The 20999-nt window shown below is 59.4% G+C and carries 17 protein-coding genes; 8 read left to right on the top strand and 9 right to left on the bottom strand.

The annotated features are described in order from the left end of the window. Position 1: 1 nt before the first annotated feature. Entirely contained in the window at positions 2-358 is a 357-nt protein-coding gene (locus tag ASC74_RS00810; RefSeq protein ID WP_046044962.1) for a hypothetical protein, read from the bottom strand. Between the two features lie 27 nt (positions 359-385). Between ASC74_RS00810 and ASC74_RS00815 the strand changes: the two genes are divergently transcribed. Continuing rightward, a complete protein-coding gene (locus ASC74_RS00815; protein WP_056738570.1) occupies positions 386-1357 on the top strand; it encodes a CobW family GTP-binding protein in 972 nt (323 codons plus the stop codon). Between the two features lies 1 nt (position 1358). Here ASC74_RS00815 and ASC74_RS00820 read toward each other — a convergent pair whose 3' ends face one another. Beyond that, positions 1359-1772 (bottom strand): DUF3301 domain-containing protein, encoded by a 414-nt coding sequence (locus ASC74_RS00820; RefSeq protein ID WP_056738572.1) that lies wholly within the window; start codon positions 1770-1772, stop codon positions 1359-1361. A 120-nt stretch (positions 1773-1892) separates the two neighbouring features. Here ASC74_RS00820 and pdxY point away from each other — a divergent pair, with 120 nt between their 5' ends. After that, positions 1893-2765, top strand: a complete 873-nt coding sequence (pdxY, locus tag ASC74_RS00825; RefSeq protein ID WP_033059627.1) for a pyridoxal kinase PdxY — start codon at positions 1893-1895, stop codon at positions 2763-2765. Between the two features lie 147 nt (positions 2766-2912). Here pdxY and ASC74_RS00830 read toward each other — a convergent pair whose 3' ends face one another. After that, the gene (locus ASC74_RS00830; RefSeq protein ID WP_008156660.1) at positions 2913-3395 is read right to left on the bottom strand and encodes an acyl-CoA thioesterase; all 483 of its coding nucleotides are present in this window, start codon (positions 3393-3395) and stop codon (positions 2913-2915) included. Positions 3396-3601: 206 nt separating this feature from the next. Between ASC74_RS00830 and ASC74_RS00835 the strand changes: the two genes are divergently transcribed. Beyond that, a complete protein-coding gene (locus tag ASC74_RS00835) occupies positions 3602-5365 on the top strand; it encodes a cation:proton antiporter (protein ID WP_056738574.1) in 1764 nt (587 codons plus the stop codon). Between the two features lie 21 nt (positions 5366-5386). On the opposite strand, the gene ASC74_RS00840 is transcribed toward ASC74_RS00835, so the two are convergent. From ASC74_RS00840 to uvrD, 4 genes are all read right to left on the bottom strand, one after another. After that, positions 5387-5794: an SMI1/KNR4 family protein gene (locus tag ASC74_RS00840; protein WP_008007803.1), complete on the bottom strand. Its 408-nt coding sequence runs from the start codon at positions 5792-5794 to the stop codon at positions 5387-5389. A 136-nt stretch (positions 5795-5930) separates the two neighbouring features. Further along, a complete protein-coding gene (locus ASC74_RS00845) occupies positions 5931-6806 on the bottom strand; it encodes a Tim44 domain-containing protein (protein ID WP_056738576.1) in 876 nt (291 codons plus the stop codon). A gap of 179 nt (positions 6807-6985) precedes the next feature. Continuing rightward, a complete protein-coding gene (locus ASC74_RS00850; RefSeq protein ID WP_046053914.1) occupies positions 6986-7426 on the bottom strand; it encodes an EamA family transporter in 441 nt (146 codons plus the stop codon). A 171-nt stretch (positions 7427-7597) separates the two neighbouring features. Continuing rightward, positions 7598-9781 (bottom strand): DNA helicase II, encoded by a 2184-nt coding sequence (gene uvrD / locus ASC74_RS00855; RefSeq protein ID WP_056738578.1) that lies wholly within the window; start codon positions 9779-9781, stop codon positions 7598-7600. Positions 9782-10039: 258 nt separating this feature from the next. Between uvrD and ASC74_RS00860 the strand changes: the two genes are divergently transcribed. The 3 genes from ASC74_RS00860 (at position 10040) to ASC74_RS00870 (ending at position 14301) form a co-directional block, all read left to right on the top strand. Further along, positions 10040-12913 (top strand): EAL domain-containing protein, encoded by a 2874-nt coding sequence (locus tag ASC74_RS00860; RefSeq protein ID WP_056738580.1) that lies wholly within the window; start codon positions 10040-10042, stop codon positions 12911-12913. Between the two features lie 135 nt (positions 12914-13048). Continuing rightward, a complete protein-coding gene (gene hexR / locus ASC74_RS00865; protein ID WP_008156648.1) occupies positions 13049-13915 on the top strand; it encodes a transcriptional regulator HexR in 867 nt (288 codons plus the stop codon). Positions 13916-14091: 176 nt separating this feature from the next. After that, positions 14092-14301, top strand: coding sequence for a PA3496 family putative envelope integrity protein (locus ASC74_RS00870; RefSeq protein WP_046044971.1), 210 nt, complete (start codon positions 14092-14094; stop codon positions 14299-14301). Here ASC74_RS00870 and ASC74_RS00875 read toward each other — a convergent pair. Next, entirely contained in the window at positions 14243-15205 is a 963-nt protein-coding gene (locus tag ASC74_RS00875) for a LysR family transcriptional regulator (RefSeq protein ID WP_046044972.1), read from the bottom strand. The two genes, ASC74_RS00870 and ASC74_RS00875, sit on opposite strands and share 59 nt — an antisense overlap. Positions 15206-15395: 190 nt before the next feature. Between ASC74_RS00875 and ASC74_RS00880 the strand changes: the two genes are divergently transcribed. After that, positions 15396-16811, top strand: a complete 1416-nt coding sequence (locus ASC74_RS00880) for an acetyl-CoA carboxylase biotin carboxylase subunit (protein ID WP_008156643.1) — start codon at positions 15396-15398, stop codon at positions 16809-16811. An 11-nt stretch (positions 16812-16822) separates the two neighbouring features. Then, positions 16823-18631: a sodium-extruding oxaloacetate decarboxylase subunit alpha gene (gene oadA, locus ASC74_RS00885; protein ID WP_033059612.1), complete on the top strand. Its 1809-nt coding sequence runs from the start codon at positions 16823-16825 to the stop codon at positions 18629-18631. A 78-nt stretch (positions 18632-18709) separates the two neighbouring features. Here oadA and ASC74_RS00890 read toward each other — a convergent pair whose 3' ends face one another. After that, positions 18710-20797, bottom strand: a complete 2088-nt coding sequence (locus ASC74_RS00890) for an autotransporter outer membrane beta-barrel domain-containing protein (protein ID WP_056738582.1) — start codon at positions 20795-20797, stop codon at positions 18710-18712. Between the last annotated feature and the right edge of the window lie 202 nt (positions 20798-20999).

Raw genomic sequence — 20999 nt, forward strand, 5'->3', positions numbered from 1 at the left:
CTCACGGTTTGAGCCAGGTTCCCTGGCTCTGGGCTTCGCAAAACGGCTTCAAATACGCCGCATCCGTGGCTACGCCGTAATAGTGAATATCCTGCCGGTAAGGCATATTGGCGACTTGGGCGTTGCTGCACACGCCGAACGCGCCGGTGGGGCATTGGTCGACGTACTGCACTTCGACTTTCTGGCCAGGAAGGTTCGGCTGGCAGAAACCATCGGCGAATAGCTTTTCCGGGATGTTGCGGTTCTGCTGGCAGACTTTCACGTCGAGTCGCGCAGCCGTGCTATGTACTACGCAAGCCTGGGCCAGCGCGTCACCGGACATGAGCGCCAAGAGCACCGACAACCCCATCAACCGCATCGTTTACCTCCTCAGAACACATCAACCATGTTGCAGAATATTCCCACGCACGTCATTGCTGGCCCCTTGGGTGCCGGCAAGACCAGTCTGATCAAGCACCTGCTGGCGCAACGGCCGGCGAATGAGCGTTGGGCGGTGCTGATCAACGAGTTCGGTCAGATCGGCCTCGACGCGGCGTTGCTGACCCGGGATGCCGATGGTATCGCACTGGGTGAAGTGGCCGGGGGCTGTTTGTGTTGCGTGAATGGTGCGCCGTTTCAGATCGGCCTCGGGCGTTTGCTGCGCAAGGCGCGGCCGGATCGGCTGTTTATCGAACCCTCCGGGCTGGGGCATCCGGCGCAATTGCTCCGGCAGTTGAGTGAGGCGCCGTGGCAAGGCGTGTTGGCTGTTCAACCCTGCGTGCTGGTGCTGGACGCCCAGGCACTTGCTGCCGGCAAACCGCTGCCGGTGGCGCAACAGGAAGCGCTGAAGAGCGCCGGGTTGTTGCTGATGAATAAAGCCGAAAATATTGACGATACTGATCGCCAGCGAATCGCCGCACAGTTGCCGGCGCGTCCGTTGTACTGGACGCAGCAAGCCGCGCTGCCATTGAGTGAGTTACCAGGGCTTGGGGTTCAGGCTGTAGCGGGTGTGGATAACTTCGTTGCGCCCAAAGGATTGGCGCAGTTGCCGGCCATCTGGACCGATCCTGCGCTGCCAATTTGCTTGAGCCAGGAACAGGAGGGTGGCTGGAGCGTTGGATGGCGCTGGCATCCAAGTCAGACTTTCGATGCGACGCTCGTTGGTCGTTGGCTTGAAAGCCTTGCCTGGCGGCGGGCGAAGCTGGTTATCCACAGCGTCGACGGGTGGGTTTCGGCAAATGCGCTGGAAAACTCGGCGCTGGACTGGCAGCCCAGCGAATGGCGGCGTGATTCGCGCATCGAGCTGATTTTCAGTGAGCCGCAGGATGTTGATTCATTGCAAAGAGAGCTAGCCGACTGCCGGTCGAGCGCGACTTGAATCAAGGACGCCATTTAGTGTGTTCTTGCCGCCACTGGCTCATCTCGATCACCTCGGCGCGCGGTTTCACTGCATCGGTCACCGCAGGCGTGTCGTCGAACGGCATCGGGTAGGGCGCCAGCTCAATCTGCGCACTGTGGGCGCCGAACTGGGTGATGGTGCCGTTGTGACGGCTTTCACCGGTTACGGTGAATTCGAAGTTATACACACGGGCGAGGCGCCGCCGGCCGTTGGCGTCTTTAATGAACGCTATCTTCTTCAAGGCCACGTTGCCGTCCAGCAGCTCGATTCCGAGCTTTGTGCAATGCAGCTTGACCCGCTCCAGCGCGCGCTCGCGCAAGCCATGGTTGTGCCATATCCACGCGCCACCGGTGGCAAGCAGCATCAGGACGAAGATATTTCCAAGGGTCAGCATCAACACGTTGCTCCAACAAGATAGTGTCAGCTTAACTGCGTCACCGGTCTGTCGTACAGGCTGCGTTTAGTCGCATACTGCGCGGCTTGAATTTCAATCGTTTGACGGAAAACTCACCGCATGAAACGTACGCCCCATCTGCTCGCCATCCAGTCCCACGTGGTGTTCGGCCACGCTGGCAACAGCGCCGCGGTTTTCCCGATGCAGCGGGTCGGGGTGAATGTCTGGCCGCTCAATACGGTGCAGTTCTCCAACCACACCCAGTACGGCCAGTGGGCCGGTGAAGTGCTGGCGCCGCATCAGATTCCCGACCTGGTCGAAGGCATCGCGGCAATTGGCGAGCTGGGCAACTGCGACGCCGTGTTGTCCGGCTATCTTGGCAGTGCTGCCCAGGGCCGGGCGATCCTGACAGGTGTGGCGCGGATCAAGTCGATGAATCCCAAGGCTCTGTATCTGTGTGACCCGGTGATGGGCCATCCGGAGAAGGGGTGCAGCGTGCCCGCGGAAGTCAGCGATTTCCTGCTGGAGGAGGCGGCTGCCGTGGCGGACTTCATGTGCCCCAACCAGCTGGAGCTGGACAGCTTTTCGGGGCGCAAGCCGCAATCGTTGTTCGATTGCCTCGCCATGGCGCGAGCGCTGCTGGCGCGTGGTCCGAAGGCTGTGCTGGTCAAGCATCTGGACTATCCCGGTAAACCGGGGGATGTTTTCGAGATGTTGCTGGTGACGGCCGAAGACAGCTGGCATCTGCGCCGTCCGCTGCTGGCGTTCCCGCGTCAGCCGGTGGGCGTCGGCGACCTGACCTCTGGACTGTTTCTGGCTCGCGTGCTGTTGGGCGATAGCCTGGTGGCGGCTTTTGAATTCGCTGCGTCGGCGGTGCATGAAGTGCTGCTGGAAACCCAGGCTTGCTCCAGCTATGAGCTGGAACTGGTGCGGGCTCAGGACCGGATTGCCCACCCGCGGGTGCGGTTCGAAGCGACGGCGATCAGTCTCTGAGTTCCGCGTTGAACCCCTTCGCGAGCAAGCCCGCTCCCACACGGGATCTCCTGTGAGCACAAAATTTGTGTACGACGGAGGCCAAATGTGGGAGCGGGCTTGCTCGCGAAGACTATCTATCGAACGATATCAAGCTCACTGAACAGCTCAGGCGTCGCCCTTGATGTCCTGATAACGCTTTTCCAGTTCCTGACGAATCTGCCGACGTTGCTGGGCCTGCATGAAGCGGCGTTTGTCTTCGCTGTTCTGCGGTTGCAGTGGCGGGACAACAGCCGGTTTACGGTCGTCATCCACGGCGACCATGGTGAAGAAGCAGCTGTTGGTGTGGCGCACCGAGCGCTCGCGGATGTTTTCGGTCACTACCTTGATGCCCACCTCCATGGAGGTGTTGCCGGTGTAATTGACCGAGGCCAGAAAGGTCACCAGTTCGCCGACATGAATCGGCTCGCGGAAAATCACCTGGTCCACCGACAGGGTCACCACGTAGCGGCCGGCATAACGGCTGGCACAGGCGTAGGCCACTTCGTCGAGGTATTTGAGCAAGGTACCGCCGTGGACATTGCCAGAGAAGTTGGCCATGTCGGGGGTCATCAATACCGTCATCGACAGTTGTGCGTTTCCGGGTTCCATAGCGTTCTCACGGTTCAAGGCAGAATTTCGGGAGGGCGGCACCTCTGCGGGTGCCTTGTCAGCTTTTTCAAACCAACAGTTATCGGGACGCCGGACGGGTGGCTGCCGTCACGCCCGGATCGATCTGTTTCCATATATTGCACCGCCTTTGCAGCGGAAGTCGTGGTGTTAACCTCCAAAAGTCCCCCTTTAAGGAGCCCCACACCATGCACGCCATCAGTTTCATTCAAGATCTGGCAGTGATCATGTTGATCGCGGGTGTGGTGACCGTGCTGTTTCATCGCTTCAAACAACCGGTGGTACTCGGCTACATCGTCGCCGGCTTCATCATCGGCCCGCACACCCCGCCGTTCAGCCTGATCCACGATGAAGACACCATCAAGACCCTCGCCGAACTCGGGGTGATTTTCCTGATGTTCTGCCTGGGCCTGGAGTTCAGCCTGCGCAAGCTGTTCAAGGTCGGCGCCACGGCCTTCATTGCGGCGTTCTTGGAAATCGTGCTGATGATCTGGATCGGCTACGAGATCGGTCGCTGGTTCGACTGGAACACCATGGACTCGCTGTTCCTCGGCGCAATCCTGGCGATTTCCTCAACCACCATCATCGTCAAGGCACTCAACGATCTGAAGATGAAGAACGAGCGCTTCGCGCAGCTGATTTTCGGCGTGCTGATCGTTGAAGACATCCTTGGCATCGGCATCATCGCCTTGCTGTCGAGCATCGCGGTCAGCGGTACGGTCAGTTCCGGCGAAGTGTTTTCCACGGTCGGCAAGCTCTCGCTGTTCATGATCGTCGCACTGGTCATCGGCATCCTGCTGGTGCCGCGATTGCTGGCCTACGTGGCGAAGTTCGAAAGCAATGAAATGCTGCTGATCACCGTGTTGGGGCTGTGTTTCGGCTTCTGTTTGCTGGTGGTCAAACTCGAGTACAGCATGGTGCTCGGCGCCTTCCTGATTGGCGCGATCATGGCTGAATCTCGGCAATTGTTGAAAATCGAGCGCTTGATCGAACCGGTTCGCGATCTGTTCAGTGCGATCTTCTTTGTCGCCATTGGGCTGATGCTCGATCCGATGATCCTGCTGCAATACGCGTGGCCAATTGCGGTGATCACCGTGGCTGTGGTGCTGGGCAAGATGTTGTCTTGCGGTCTTGGCGCCTTTATCGCTGGCAATGATGGACGTACCTCACTTCGCGTCGGGATGGGGCTTTCGCAGATTGGCGAATTTTCTTTCATCATCGCGGCGCTGGGCATGACGTTGCAGGTCACCAGCAACTTCCTTTACCCGGTCGCCGTTGCCGTCTCGGTGATCACCACGTTGCTGACGCCTTACCTGATCCGCGCGGCTGATCCGCTGTCGATCAAGCTTGCCGCGGTGGTGCCGAAGCGACTGGGCAGGGTATTGGGGATGTACGGCGAATGGCTGCGCAGCATCCAGCCTCAGGGCGAGGGCGCGCTGTTGGCGTCGATGATTCGGCGGATTCTGTTGCAGGTGGGCGTCAATCTGGCGCTGGTGATTGCGATCTTCTTCTCGGGCGCTTATTTCGCCGAGCGCATGTCCGCTTACCTGCAAGACTGGATCAGCGACCCGAGCTGGCAGAAAGCGTTGATTTGGGGTGGGGCGTTGCTGTTGTCGCTGCCGTTCCTGATCGCTGCCTATCGCAAGCTCAAGGCGCTCTCGATGCTGTTGGCGGAGATGGGCGTGAAGCCGGAGATGGCCGGCCGCCACACGCAGCGAGTGCGTCGGGTGATCGCCGAAGTGATCCCGATCCTCTCGCTGCTGGTGATTTTCCTGCTGCTGGCAGCCTTGTCGGCCAGTATTCTGCCGACCAACAAGTTGCTGGTGCTGATCGTCGTCGTCGCGGCCGCTGTAGCGGCGCTGCTCTGGCGCTGGTTCATCCGCGTACACACACGGATGCAGGTAGCGTTGCTCGAAACATTGGACAACCACAAGGATTCGTCCGGGCATTAACCCAGTGGCGCGTCAGGCGTCTCAGCTTTCCAGCCAGACGTCCCGCGCCCAGTGCCACACCGATTCCCAGGTTTCTTCGGCGATCAGTTCTTCTTCGGCCAGCCACAACACCACGGTGCCGTCTTCTTCGACCAGGTAGTAGTTGTCACCGTCCTGGCAGATCGGAATCATGCTGCGATCAACACCCGCATCCCAGGCGTTGGCGGCAACGTCCGGCAGGTAGGTGTGGGATTGCGGGTCGGTAACGGTTACCGGCTCCAGGCTGCCGTAGACGACGTCGCTGACGGTCAGCAAAAACTCTCTGAAGACAAACGGAATGTCGATGAACAGCTGTTCTTCGATTTCCACAATCTGATCTTCGTCAGGCAATTCCAAGGGGACCGGTACCGGTTCGTTGGCTTCACGCAGTTGTTCGATGATTTCTTCCACGTCCGGGATCCTCTTGCTTGATGGCGCGGTTTAGTTGGGGCGGTTTATACAGTAGCTCGCTATAGATGCAACTGCGAAATAGAAAACCCCAGCCGAGGCTGGGGTTTTTATTACAGCATGCTTAACGCGGGAGGGATCAGCCGTTCTGGCGGATACCGGCGACCAGCCAAGGCTGGTTCTCGCCCTGCGGACGTTCCATGTTCCAGCTTTCGCTGAACACTTCGCCCTGGTCGAAACGCGAGGTCTTCGACACACCGGTGAAGGTCAGGGTGGCGATGGTCTTGTCGGCACGGTCATCCACGCCGTCCAGTTGAACATTGAGGTTATCAATGTAGGTGGACTGGAAACCGTCGCCTAGATCAGCACGTTCGCGCTTGAGGAACTCCAGCAGTTGCGGGGTCACGAACTCGGCGATCTTGTCCATTTCGTTGGCGTCCCAGTGCTGCTGCAGGGACTGGAAGTGGTTGCGGGCCGCTTCAATGAAGTTTTTTTCATTGAACCAGGCCGGAGCGTTGATCACCGGACGAGCGGCAACCGGTGCTGCCGAACCGCCGAAGATCGAGCCCATGGCCGCTGGCTTCTGCTCGAACACTTCACGCTGCATCGGTGCGCCAGCTGGAGCCATGTGCTCCTGCTGCTTGCGACGACGAGCGGCGATGAAACGGAAGATCAGGAAGGCGATGACCGCCATGATCAGGATGTCGAAGATCTGCATGCCCTGGAAGCCGCCGCCCATGAACATGGACGCCAGCAGGCCACCGGCCGCGATGCCGGCCAGAGGGCCGAGCCAGCGCGAAGCACCGCCAGCCTTGGCAGCAGCGCCCGCGGCACCGGCCGCACCGGCAGTGGCAGCAGCACCGCCTACGCCAGGAGAAGAAGGAGCCATTTGGCTGGTCTGGTGAGTCGGCGCAGCGCCGGAGCTCTTGCCGCCACCAAAGCGCTTGGCGTTGGCGTCGAGGCTCATCGTCAGGCCGATGCACAACGCCATGGCGATGCTAAGAAAACGTTTCATAAAGGGAATTCCCATTTGTGGATGGCACGCGCGCCATGTTGCACAGCTGAAGTGTTACTGGCTAGCGGCAGAGTGTTTCGGGCTTTTGCCTGACAGGTTGTGTTCAGCTTCAATCAGCGCAATAAGGCCTGTTAACTTTGGTCCGTAGGACGAGCGGATTGGTGCTGTAGGAAGGATTTCTAGCGTCGCAGCGCCAGCATGACCACACCGGCCGTTATCAGGCCGATTCCGCCCCATTGACGCAGGTCGAGTTTTTCGCCCAGCAGGATCACGCCGAGCACCGCCACCAGCACCACGCTGAGCTTGTCCACCGGAGCGACCAGCGAGGCCGGCCCCAGTTTCAGTGCGCGGAAGTAGCAGATCCACGAGGCACCGGTGGCCAGTCCCGACAGCAGCAGGAACAGGTAGCTCCTGGCAGAGATCGATCCTAATGACTGATATTGGCCCGTGGCGTACAAAATCAAGGCCAGGCTGACCAAAACCACCACGGTACGCAGTAGGGTGGCGAAGTCGGAGTTGACGTTTTCGATACCGATTTTGGCGAAGATCGCGGTCATGGCTGCAAATGCCGCTGACAACAGGGCCCAGAATGTCCAGGAAGAAAAGAAGCCTGAGCCCATGTGAAGTCCTTTATAGGGTCGGTACATAGTGTGGCTGCAACACAAAACCCTGTGGGAGCGGGCTTGCTCGCGAAGAACGATCACGCGGTGTTTCTGATAAACCGCGTTGCTGCCTTCGCGAGCAAGTCGGATCGCCGCACCGCCGCTCCCACATTAGTCCTCTGGCGCGCTTTAGATCGCTTCCAGCTTCGCGTAACCCAACATCAGCCACTTGCTGCCTTCGCTGAAGTTCACCTGCACCCGAGCCTGAGCCCCGGCGCCTTCGAAGTTCAGGATCACGCCGTCGCCGAACACCGAATGCCGTACGGCCTGGCCGAGGCTGAACCCGGTGTCCGGGATTTCGCTACCGCCAAACAGGCTGCTGGAGCTCTGCTGCTGACCACCGCCGAACGGACGGCTGACGCTGTTGGACAGCCGCACTTCCTGGATCAGGCCTTTCGGCACTTCACGTACGAAACGCGACACCTTGTTGTAAGTCTCGCTGCCGTACAGGCGTCGGGTTTCAGCATAGGTCATCACCAGGTTCTGCATCGCCCGGGTGATACCGACGTAGGCCAAACGGCGCTCCTCTTCAAGACGACCCGGTTCTTCAAGGCTCATCTTGTGCGGGAACAGGCCTTCTTCCATGCCCACCAGGAACACATAAGGGAATTCCAGACCCTTGGCGCTGTGCAAGGTCATCAACTGAATGCTGTCTTCGTGCTCGTCAGCCTGAGTGTCCCCGGCCTCCAGCGACGCATGACCGAGGAACGCCGCCAATGGCGTCAGGTCTTCGTCTTCTTCAGCGTTTTCGAAGTTGCGCGCGGCGCTGACCAGTTCCTCAAGGTTTTCTACCCGGGCCTGGCCTTTCTCGCCTTTTTCCGCTTCGTGGTAGGCGATCAGCCCCGACTGCTCGATGACGGTCTGGGTCATCAGATGCAGCGGCATCTCCATGCACTTGGCGGCGAGGTTCTCGATCAGCTCAATAAATGCGCCCAGCGCGCCGGCCGCGCGACCGGTCAGGCCTTTGTTAGCCACCAGCAGGCGCATGGCTTCCCACATCGACACATCGCTATGACGGGCGTGGTCGCGGATCGCTTCAACGGTTTTCTCACCGATACCACGGGCCGGGACGTTGATCACCCGCTCCAGCGCTGCATCGTTGCCGCGACCTTCCAGCAAGCGCAGGTAGGCCATGGCGTTTTTGATTTCTGCCCGTTCGAAGAAGCGCTGACCGCCATAGATGCGGTACGGAATGCGCTCACGTAGCAAGGCTTCTTCCAAAACGCGCGATTGGGCGTTGGAGCGGTACAAAATCGCGATATCGCTGCGGGCCAAGCCGGTTTTCAGCGCGCTTTCGATGGTTTCCACCACGTAGCGTGCTTCATCGTGTTCGTTGAACGCGGCGTACAGATTGATCGCTTCGCCTTCGCCGCCGTCGGTCCACAGCTCTTTGCCCATGCGCCCGGTATTGTTGGCGATCAGGGCGTTGGCCGCTTTGAGGATGCCGGCGGTGGAGCGGTAGTTCTGCTCCAGACGAATGGTTTCAGCATCCGGGAAATCATCGGAGTACTGATAGATGTTCTCGATTTTCGCGCCGCGCCAGCCATAGATCGACTGATCGTCGTCGCCGACCACCATCAGGCTGTCGCCGCCCTTGGCCAGCAGACGCAACCAGGCGTACTGCACGGCGTTGGTGTCTTGGAACTCGTCCACCAAAATGTGCCGGAAGCGTTTCTGATAATGCGCCAGCAGGCCCGGATGATCGCGCCACAAGTCGAGGGCGCGCAGCAGCAATTCGGAGAAGTCGATCACGCCAGCGCGCAGGCACGCAGCCTCATAGGCTTCATAAATGCTGCGCATGGTCGCCAGGAACAGATCGCCGCTGGCTTGAATGTGTTGCGGACGCAGACCTTCGTCTTTCTGCCCGTTGATGAACCATTGGGCCTGACGGGCCGGCCAGCGTTGCTCGTCCAGGCCCAGCTCGCGGATCACCCGCTTGACCAGTCGTTGCTGGTCGTCGCTGTCGAGAATCTGGAAGGTCTGGCTCAGGCCGGCTTCCTGCCAGTGCGCCCGCAACAAGCGGTGCGCCAGGCCGTGGAAGGTGCCGACCCACATGCCGGCCGGGTTGATACCCATCAGCTGCTCAATGCGATGACGCATCTCGGCAGCGGCCTTATTGGTGAAGGTCACCGACAGGATGGAGTGGGGCGAGGCGTTTTCGACCTGGATCAACCAGGCGATACGGTGCACCAGCACTCGGGTTTTACCGGAACCAGCACCGGCCAGGACCAACTGACGACCCACGCGGGCAGCTACGGCCTGGCGTTGGGCATCGTTGAGGGAGTTCAGCAGAAGGGAGAGATCATCGCGCATCGGGGCATTCTAGGGTGCGCCGTCACACCGGGCAAACCGAGCTTTGCATTAGCCGATGAAAGAAGCACGGATGACGACCGGTCGGTCACTGGCTGCAGGCGTTGGCGGGGCTCGCTCCAAGGCTTTTCAGCGGGTCAGGGGTGCTGCAGTTTTTGTCGATTTTATGATCTGGAGCAGTTTGGTCCGGGCATTTGCTTGTGTATGCTCCTTCGACGTTTCGGGCTCATGCTCACCATTATAAGAACAAGAACATTGCCTATGACCCTCAGCACCGACCTGTCGGGCCCCGTTGTGGAGCCCCGGGTTATCCGCAAACAATACGCTATGGAAATGGCGGTCGAGCGCACGCGTCTGCTTTATCAGGGCTCGCTGCTGCCCACGTTATTCATGTTGATCAATGGTCTGGTCTGCGCTGGCTTGCTTTGGAGTCCGCAGCGTTACTTCCTGGTCAGCGTCTGGCTGGTGTGGCTGCTGTCGCTGGTGGCGTTGCGGGTGATTCAAGTCGCGGCCTTCGATTCGGCGATACCCAACCGTCAGGCCCATCCGATCTGGCGCCGCATGTTTTTGCTGGGTTCGGCCATGACCGGCCTGACCCTGGCCGGCGCCGGCATTGCGCTGGTCCCCGCCGATAACTTCATTCAACAAGCCTGGGTGTTCGGCCTGATCGGTGCCGCAGCGCTTTCGGCCAGCGTTGCCTACGCGGTCAGTCTTCCGGCGTTCCTGTCCTTTACCTTGCCCTGTTTGTTGCCGGCCATCGGCTATCTGTTCTGGGGCGGCGATGAACAGAGTCAGGGCTGGGGCTGGTTTGGTCTGATTTTGCTCGGCGCGTTGAGTGTGGTCGCCTGGCAGGTCAATCGGCTCATCGATAGTGGATTATTGCGGCGCTTCCAGAATCAGGCATTGATCGAGCATTTGCAGCAAGCTCAAAGCTGCAGCGACCAGCTCAATCAAAAGCTGGCCAAGGAAATCGACCAGCGCCGTCGTGCTGAAGACGAGCTACGTCAAATTCAGATCGAGTTGGAAAGCCGTGTTGCCCAGCGCAGCCTGGAGCTGGACGCTGCCAATCAGGCTCTGAGCAAGAGTGAGGCGCGTCTCGCCCTGGCGTTGAAGGCCAGTGAACTCGGGTTGTGGGACTGGAACCTGCAAACCGACGAAGTCCATCACACCCATCTTCAGGAACTGTTCGGCCTGGAGCCGGAATTCGTGACGGCGATGCTTCGCCACCTCAAGCCGCGCCTGCACCCTGATGACTTGCCGTCGCTCAAGCGTGCGCTGGTCGAGCATCTGAAAGGCCGCAGCGAGGATTACCAGATTGAGTACCGCGTGCGCCACGGCGATGGCCATTGGGTCTGGATCGAGGACCGAGGTCGAGCGGTTGAGCGCGGCGAAAATGGCCGGGTGATCCGCATGGTCGGCACCCGTCGCGACATCAGCGACAGCAAAGCTCTGGAAGAGCAACGGCAACTGGCCGCGACGGTGTTCGAAGCCGCCAGCGAAGGCATCGTGATTTTCGATCCGAATTACACGCTGATCGCGGTCAATCAGGCCTTCAGCCGAGTCACTGGCTATGACATTGAAGACATGATCGGACGCAACGTGGTCGAGTTGCCGTGCAGCCGCGATGCCCGCCGGCACTACACGGCGATTCATCAGGCGCTGGAGCAGCACGGCAGTTGGCAGGGCGAGCTGGTAGAAACCCGCAAGAATGGCGAGTTGTATCCGCAGTGGTTGCAACTGAACGCTGTGCGCGATGCTCGGGGAAATGTGAGCCATATCGTGGGCTTCTTCGCCGATCTATCGGCTCGGCGCGAATCTGAAGAGCGCATGCGTTACCTGACGCATTACGACGAATTAACGGGCCTGGCCAACCGTTCTCTGTTCCGCGAACGGCTAAGCGAAGCTCATCAGCGGGTGCGCCAGGGCGGCTACCGCAGTCTGGCGTTGCTGCACATCAATCTGGATCGTTTCAAGCTGCTCAATGACAGCCTTGGCCATGAAATCGCCGACCAGCTCTTGCAGAAAATGGCTCGGCGGCTGGTCAATGCGTTGCCTGAGGCGGATACCATCGCTCGCTTATCCGGCGATGAGTTTGCCGTGTTGTTCAATGCCTACGGCAACCTGTCGAGCCTGGCGCGGGTGGCGACCCGACTGTCGACCAAGCTGCGTTTGCCGATCACTGTCGAGGGCCATGAACTGGTGGTTAGCGCGTCCATGGGCATCAGTATGTTGCCGGACAACGCGCGAGAAATTTCCGCGCTGGTCCATCAGTCAAATATGGCCATGCAGCACGCCAAGCACTTGGGCGGAAATAACTTCCAGTTCTACACCGACAGCCTGCAAGCCAGCACGCTGGAGCGCTTGCAGCTGGAAAATCAGCTGCGTAAAGCCATCGAAGAGAAGCAGCTGAAGGTGTTTTACCAACCGAAGCTGTGCCTCGCCACGGGGCGGTTGAATGCCGCCGAGGCGCTGGTGCGCTGGGATCACCCGACCATGGGGCGTGTGCCGCCTGGGGACTTCATCGGTCTGGCCGAGGAAACCGGGTTGATCGGCCCGATCGGCGAGTTCGTGTTGCGTCAGGCCTGCTGGCAAGCCTGTGAGTGGCAGCGTCAGGGGCTTGAACCGATACGGGTGTCGGTCAATCTTTCGGTGTATCAATTGCGTCAGGGCAAGTTGGTCAGCCTGGTGCGTCAGGTGCTGGAGGAAACCGGCCTGGCGCCGCACTACCTCGAGCTGGAACTCACCGAAAGTCAGTTGCTGGACAGCGTCGAGCACATCATCGCGACCTTCCAGCAATTGCGTGATTTGGGGGTGAAGCTGGCCATCGACGATTTCGGCACTGGCTATTCGTCTCTTAGCTATCTCAAGCGCATTCCCGTGGACTATGTGAAAATCGATCAGGCATTTATCCGCGGTCTGGGGGAGAGCAGTGAGGATGCTGCGATCACCCGGGCGATCATTGCCATGGCGCACGGCCTGTCGCTCAAAGTGGTGGCTGAGGGTGTGGAGCGGGCAGAGCAGTTGGCGTTTTTGAAAGCCGAGCACTGCGATGAAGTGCAGGGCTATTTGATTAGCCGCCCGGTCGAAGCCGATGGCCTGGCTGCGCTGTTGCGTGCGGACGCGAAACCCTTGTAAGGGCTACATGGAGCGCATGTGGCGTGAAATGGGGACATCGAGTTACGCATTGAGCAGGCAAAAAGCCGATTCATGTAGTATAACTACAAGCGTGCTACATCCCCGGCACCTGCCAATAACAAAGAGTCCAGCCCTTTGAATCTGCTGCAACACATCGCCCAGTCACGCCACCTCTTACGCAAGTCGGAGCTCAAGGTCGCCGACCACGTGCTGCTTGATCCTGCGGCGGTGATGCACAGCTCCATGGCCGACCTGGCCCACAACGTGGGCATCAGCGAACCGACCATCGTGCGGTTCTGCCGCGCCATCGGTTGCTCCGGTTTCCAGGACTTGAAGCTGAAGCTGGCACAGAGCCTGGCTGCTGGCGCGAGCTTCGGGCAGTTCGCGATTCATGAAGACGACTCGGTCGCTGACTACAGCCTGAAAATCTTCGACACCACCCTGCACACGCTGATGGAGGTTCGCGAGAAGCTCGATCCGGTGGAGTTGCAGCGTGCTGTGTCGCTCATGTCTCAGGCTCAGCGGGTCGAGTTCTATGGCTTTGGTGCTTCGGGCGCAGTGGCGGCCGATGCCCAGCACAAGTTCTTCCGTTTGTTGCTGACGGCGGCGGCGTATTCCGACCCGCACATGCAGGCGATGTCCGCGGTAACGTTGAAACCGACCGATGTGGCGATCTGTATTTCCCAGTCCGGGCGTTCCAAAGATTTGTTGATCACCGCCAACCTGGTGCGCGAAAGCGGCGCTTCGCTGATTACCTTGTGCCCGAGCCAGACACCGCTGGCCGAACTGTCGACCGTCAACCTGGCGATCGATGTGCACGAAGACACCGAGATCTATACGCCGCTGACCTCGCGCATCGCTCACCTGGTGGTGATCGACGTGTTGGCGATGGGCGTGGCCATGGCGCGCGGGCCGAGCCTGGTCAATCACCTCAAGAGCGTCAAGCGCAGCCTGCGCAGCTTGCGGCTGTCGCCTAAATCGGTAAAAGCGCTGGACGATTAAAGTCAAAAGATCGCAGCCTTCGGCAGCTCCTACATGGGAATGTGTACACCTGTAGGAGCTGCCGAAGGCTGCGATCTTTGCTTTTCAATGTTCACATCCCTGTAACCCGCCCGCCGCCAAACCGTCATCCCTCGCGCCTATCTTGAAACTCCCGTAATCGCCTTGGGAGACTCGAAATGGCCCAGCCCTACGAAGAACGCAACAGCGCCGCCAGAACCCGTCGTCAGCAGGAAGACCAGCGCCGCATGGAATTTCGCCGCGCTATCGAAGATCGCTGCGAACGTCGCCAACTGCTGGCCGAGATCGGTGATTTCCCTGAGCTGGAGCTCAACTACTGGCAGGCGGCACCGGCAACTTCCCGTCGAAACGCTCAACCAGCACGCTGATCTGCACTCGCTCGCTGCGAATAAACGCAAGGAACGCGTGCGCCACCGGTGACAGTCGTTTCGCCTTGGCTTGCACCAGGCACCAGCTGCGGTACAGCGGCAGCTCTTCGACCGGCAACTCGATCAATCCGCCGGTCGCCAACTCAAGGTTCAGGGCGTGACGCGTCAACAGCGCCACGCCCAGACCCGCCAGCACACATTCACGCTGGGCTTCGGCTGACGAGACTTCCTGGGTCTGGTTGAAGTGCACGCGCTTCTCTTTGAAATATTCTTCGCAAGCCAGCCGCGTCCCGGAGCCGGATTCACGCATCAGCAGTGTGTAGGGTTCAAGATCCTGCAAACGCAGCGGGCCCATGTGGCACAGCGGATGATCTGGTGGCGCCACGGCAACGATCGGGTTGTTGAGGAATGGCAAGAACTCCAGACCCATGTCCTGCGGCACCATGGACATGATCACCAGGTCGTCGCGGTTGTCCGACAGTCGTCGAATGACCTGCCCGCGATTGACCACCGTCAGTTGCAGATTCACTTCCGGATGCTGGCGCTTGAACGCGGCAAACAGGTGTGGCACGAAATACTTGGCGCTGGATTCCACCGCCAGTTTCAGCTGTCCTTGCAGCGATCCCTGCATGTCTGAAAGCTGCATGTCGAGGTTTTCCAGGCGTCCGAAAATGTCCCGGCTGGCGCGTTGAAGGGCTTCGGCCGCCTCGGTCATGTAGAGCTTTTTGCCGACGTAATCGAACAAAGGCTGACCAATCAGCTCTTCAAGTTGACGAATCTGTAGGCTCACGGCAGGTTGTGTGAGAGACATTTCATCGGCTGCGCGGCTGTAGGACCGCAAATCACAGACTTCATTAAAGATCTGCAATTGACGCAATGTCATACGCATCAAGGACTTACGCATTATCTAAGGACTCTGGTCGCAGGCTGATGAGCCAACTATAAGTCTTTGCTTATGCCTGACCCAATTATTATTCATTTTTGTTAATCCCTTGTGGGGGCTAGTGTGGGGCTGCGACTGAATTGAAACATTTGGTCACGCGTCGACCTGGTCTAGCAGGTCGTGGGTACCACCGGCTCAAGGGAACCTCCAAGTGATAAAAAAGATCCTGATCGCCAACCGTGGTGAGATTGCCGTACGAATCGTACGTGCCTGCGCCGAGATGGGCATTCGCTCGGTCGCGATCTATTCCGACGCCGACCGCCATGCGCTGCATGTGAAGCGTGCGGACGAGGCCCACAGCATCGGTGCCGAGCCACTGGCCGGCTACCTGAATGCGCGCAAGCTGGTGAATCTGGCGGTAGAAACCGGTTGCGATGCGCTGCACCCCGGCTACGGTTTCCTCTCGGAAAACGCTGAACTGGCGGATATCTGCGCCGAGCGCGGCATCAAGTTCATCGGTCCATCGGCTGAAGTGATTCGCCGCATGGGCGACAAGACTGAAGCCCGTCGCAGCATGATCAAGGCTGGCGTACCCGTCACCCCGGGGACCGAAGGCAACGTCGCGGATATCGCGGAAGCCTTGATCGAAGGCGACCGCATCGGTTATCCGGTGATGCTCAAGGCGACTTCCGGTGGCGGTGGCCGTGGTATCCGTCGCTGCGACAGCCGGGAAGAACTTGAACAAGCATTCCCTCGTGTCATTTCCGAAGCCACCAAGGCCTTCGGTTCCGCGGAAGTGTTCCTGGAAAAATGCATCGTCAATCCAAAACACATCGAAGCGCAGATCCTCGGCGACAGCTTTGGCAATGTGGTGCACCTGTTCGAGCGTGACTGCTCGATCCAGCGTCGCAACCAGAAGCTCATCGAGATCGCCCCGAGTCCGCAACTGACCCCGGAACAGCGCGCCTACATCGGCGACCTGTCGGTGCGCGCAGCCAAAGCCGTGGGTTACGAGAACGCTGGCACCGTGGAGTTCCTGCTCGCCGAGGGCGAGGTGTACTTCATGGAGATGAACACCCGGGTGCAGGTGGAACACACCATCACCGAAGAAATCACCGGCATCGACATCGTTCGCGAGCAGATTCGCATCGCGTCAGGCCTCCCGCTTTCGGTGAAACAGGAAGACATCCAGCACCGCGGTTTCGCGCTGCAATTCCGGATCAACGCCGAAGACCCGAAAAACAACTTCCTGCCGAGCTTCGGCAAGATCACCCGGTACTACGCCCCCGGCGGCCCCGGCGTGCGCACCGACACGGCGATCTACACCGGTTACACCATTCCACCGTTCTACGACTCCATGTGCCTGAAACTGGTGGTCTGGGCGCTGACCTGGGAAGAGGCGATGGACCGTGGCTTGCGTGCCCTCGACGACATGCGTCTGCAAGGGGTCAAGACCACCGCCGCGTACTACCAGGAAATCCTGCGTAACCCGGAATTCCGTAGCGGTCAGTTCAACACCAGCTTCGTTGAAAGCCACCCTGAACTGACCAACTACTCGATCAAGCGCAAACCCGAAGAGCTGGCCCTGGCCATCGCCGCCGCCATCGCCGCCCACGCAGGCCTGTGAGGAATAGAACAATGAGCAAACAAATCTACGTTACCGACACAATCCTGCGCGACGCCCACCAATCGCTGCTCGCGACCCGCATGCGCACCGAAGACATGCTGCCGATCTGCGACAAGCTCGACAAAGTCGGCTACTGGTCTCTGGAAGTCTGGGGCGGCGCGACTTTCGACGCCTGCGTACGCTTTCTGAAAGAAGACCCGTGGGAGCGTCTGCGCCAGCTGCGCGCGGCGTTGCCTAACACTCGCCTGCAAATGCTCCTGCGTGGCCAGAACCTGCTGGGCTACCGCCACTACAGCGACGACGTGGTCAAAGCCTTCGTCGCCAAGGCCGCGGTCAACGGCATTGACGTGTTCCGCATCTTCGACGCCATGAACGACGTGCGTAACCTGCGAGTCGCCATCGAAGCGGTGAAAGCCGCTGGCAAACACGCTCAAGGCACCATCGCTTACACCACCAGCCCGGTGCACACCATCGAGGCGTTCGTGGCGCAAGCCAAGCAAATGGAAGCCATGGGTTGCGACTCGGTGGCGATCAAGGACATGGCTGGCCTGCTGACTCCTTACGCCACCGGCGAACTGGTCAAGGCATTGAAATCCGAGCAATCGCTGCCAGTGTTCATTCACTCGCACGACACCGCTGGTTTGGCCGCGATGTGCCAACTCAAGGCCATCGAAAACGGTGCCGACCACATCGATACCGCGATCTCCAGCTTCGCCTGGGGCACCAGCCACCCGGGCACCGAGTCGATGGTTGCCGCCCTTAAAGGCAGCGAGTTCGACACCGGCCTGAACCTGGAACTGTTGCAAGAGATCGGTCTGTACTTCTACGCCGTGCGCAAGAAGTACCACCAGTTCGAAAGCGAGTTCACCGCCGTCGATACCCGCGTTCAAGTCAACCAGGTACCGGGCGGGATGATTTCCAACCTGGCCAACCAGTTGAAAGAGCAGGGCGCCCTGAACCGCATGAGCGAAGTGCTGGCCGAAATCCCGCGCGTTCGTGAAGACCTCGGCTTCCCGCCGCTGGTGACCCCGACCTCGCAGATTGTCGGCACCCAGGCGTTCTTCAACGTGCTGGCCGGCGAGCGCTACAAGACCATCACCAACGAAGTGAAGCTTTACCTGCAAGGAGGCTATGGCAAAGCGCCGGGCACCGTGAACGAAAAACTGCGTCGCCAGGCGATCGGCAGCGAAGAGGTGATCGACGTGCGTCCGGCCGACCTGCTCAAGCCGGAGATGACCAAACTGCGTGCCGAAATCGGCACCGTGGCCAAGTCTGAAGAAGACGTGCTGACCTACGCCATGTTCCCGGACATCGGTCGCAAGTTCCTCGAAGAACGCGCCGCCGGCACCCTGACGCCTGAAGTGCTGCTGCCGATTCCTGAGGCCGGCGGCGTGACCTCGGCCGGTGGCGAAGGCGTGCCGACCGAGTTCGTCATCGACGTCCACGGCGAAACCTACCGCGTCGACATCACCGGTGTCGGCGTCAAGGCTGAAGGCAAGCGTCACTTCTACCTGTCTATCGACGGCATGCCGGAAGAAGTGGTGTTCGAACCGCTCAACGAATTCGTCAGCGGCGGCAGCAGCAAGCGCAAGCAAGCCACTGCACCGGGCCACGTCAGCACCACCATGCCGGGCAACATCGTCGACGTGCTGGTCAAGGAAGGCGACACCGTGAAAGCCGGCCAGGCCGTGCTGATCACCGAAGCGATGAAGATGGAAACCGAAGTCCAATCGGCCATCGCCGGCAAAGTCACCGCCATCCATGTGGCCAAGGGCGACCGGGTGAACCCGGGCGAAATCCTGATCGAGATCGAAGGCTGAGTTAACAGCCTCGATACACCGCTTTAAACCTCGGGGGGGCATGTGCTCCCCTTTTTTTTCGCCCCGGGTTTGTGGCTGTTAGAAACTCATTCGCCACTGACCCGTTACGCCATGGTTTCGGCTGTCGGTGCCGATCTCGCCGGTGAGGCCGACGCCCAGGGTGTGTTTTGCTGACAATCCAAGGTCCAGCCCTGCATCGACCAGCAGACTGTCACGATCCAGCGGCGCACCGGAAACGGTGAAGTTTTTTCCGCCCGTCACCAATCGTTGACGGGTATCGCTGTAGACGTCCCCGTAAGTGTGTTTCCAGCCGGCACTGAGCCGCGGCGTCAGTCGCATGCCGTTATCCAGCGTGTTGAGCTTCGCCAGCCGCAGGCCGAATGTGCTGTTCAAATTGTTCTGCGTTTGGCCGTGTACCTTCAGTGCCGCTGCGCCACCTTTTTCCGTGTAAGTGTCGCGCTGATAGCGTTGGTAGCCCAGGCTGGCAAACGGTTCGATGCTGACGTTCGCCTGGCCCAGGTTGTAACCCAATTCCGCAAAGGCCTGCTGGGTGTTGGCATCGTAACGGCCTTCGGGGCGGTCGCTGAAACCTTTGAAGGCAACCCGGCGTTTAGTGCTGCCGTCGTGGTTGCTATAGGTCGCGCCCAGGCGCAGGGACATTGGTCCGTTTTGACGCAGGGCATAAGCTCCCAAATGCCAGCTGTCGAGATCGCCGTCGAGTCCACGGCTGTCCAGGCGCGTTTCGGATTTGCCGCTCATTACACCGATGCGCCATTCCTCATCAATTCCCCAATCTGCGCCCAAAACCAGGCCTTGGGTGGAGTGTTTCAGCGCGTCGTAGTCGCGATCCAGCGTCCCGCCGTGACCCAATGCTTGAAGCCAGACTCGGCCATTGTCTTCGCTGCCGGCGGCCAGGCGTGGTGCATTGCGCTTACTGGAATTGCTATACCTACTGGCGCTGTCCAGCTGACGCATGGCCGAGAGCATGGTTGCGCTGATTGGGCTGTCACTGTTCAGGGTCGCTTTCGCAAGGTTGGCGTTCTGGCCGCCGTCCAGTTGGTCGATGGCCTGGGAGGCTGTTTCGGTGGTGGAGGAGAGCAGGGCCGTGACAGCGGCGTTCGTGTTATTGGGAGGTGTCTGCGTCGTAGGACTGGCTTTGGGTTCTTCAATACTGCGGGCGAGTTCCCGACCGTTTTCGTTGGTCGCGAGATTCTCGAAAGGCACTTCGTTGCGAGCGTAGGTCAGGCGAACGGCCTTTTCGTCGCTGTAATCCGGGTTGGCCGTCATGAATGCGAGATTGTTTTCGATATCGCCGAAATGCCCATCGACCTTGTCGGCCTCGATAATGGTGTACTGGGTGGTTTGCGGATAGTCACCCGGTGCTGCGATGATTCTCAGAGTTGCACCGCCGAGGCTGGCGGTGCCGTCGACTTTGATTGTTTCGTGACGGCCGTCGGGATTGACCTCATAGGCGAGTACAGCGGTCTTGGAGAGTTTCAAGTCACCTTTGACCTTTGGGGCGCCATGCAAGCTGTTGACGTTGAGACGGCCCTGCACATCCAGGCTAGCGACGGTGCCCGCTCCTGCAAAAGTACCTTCCTCGTAGACGTCCACATGACCCTTTATATCGCCGTTGTTGAAGAGCGTTCCGGCTACAATCGCTCCGCCTTCGATTTCTCCTTTGTTGGTCAGTATCCCGTCACTCAGCACCAACACTCCTTCATGAAAATCTCCCGTGCTGGTCAGCGTCCAAGATCCCTGGGAAACATACAGACCGTTGAAGTTGCGGGTGTTCCCCAATTGGCCACCGTCGGTACCAATAAGTTGTATGACGTTGGTTCCTTTGCCGCCATCGACCCGACCTTCGAAGCTTCCACCATTCTTGACGATGATGAGGTCATCTCTGTCTTCCGGTCTCACGGAAATACCTCGCCGAGCAGGCTGCGGCGAATCAATCTCCTTCTTGAAGGTGCTGTCCGCATTGATAAAGGCTTGGAGCCGGGACAATGGGTCCGGCATAGAGTCAGGCTGCTTGGTTGCCTCAGCGAGGCCCGTCGGTTCAGCTTGCTCTGGTAGTTCTTGGGCGTTTGTAAATTCTGCGCAACCCACTGCAAGCGCAACGGCCAGCGCCAGGTGTTTTGGTCGGTATTTATGTTGAACGGACATCGAATTCGGCCTCTGTTGATAGGAGGCCAAACTCTAAGAGGGAGGCTATAGGTGCCGATGTCAGCTGCTTCCGGCGAGCTTGCGGGGGTTGTCAGAAGGTTGTGTAGAAAATTGCCAGCCTCTTGAGGAAGGCTGTTTTTACCCGTTCGGGCTGACGCTTTTTCTTACAACAAATTGAGACATGGTCGGCTATCGCAACTCG

The sequence above is a fragment of the Pseudomonas sp. Root329 genome (assembly GCF_001424925.1).
In the GTDB taxonomy this organism is placed as follows: Bacteria; Pseudomonadota; Gammaproteobacteria; order Pseudomonadales; family Pseudomonadaceae; genus Aquipseudomonas; species Aquipseudomonas arabinosi.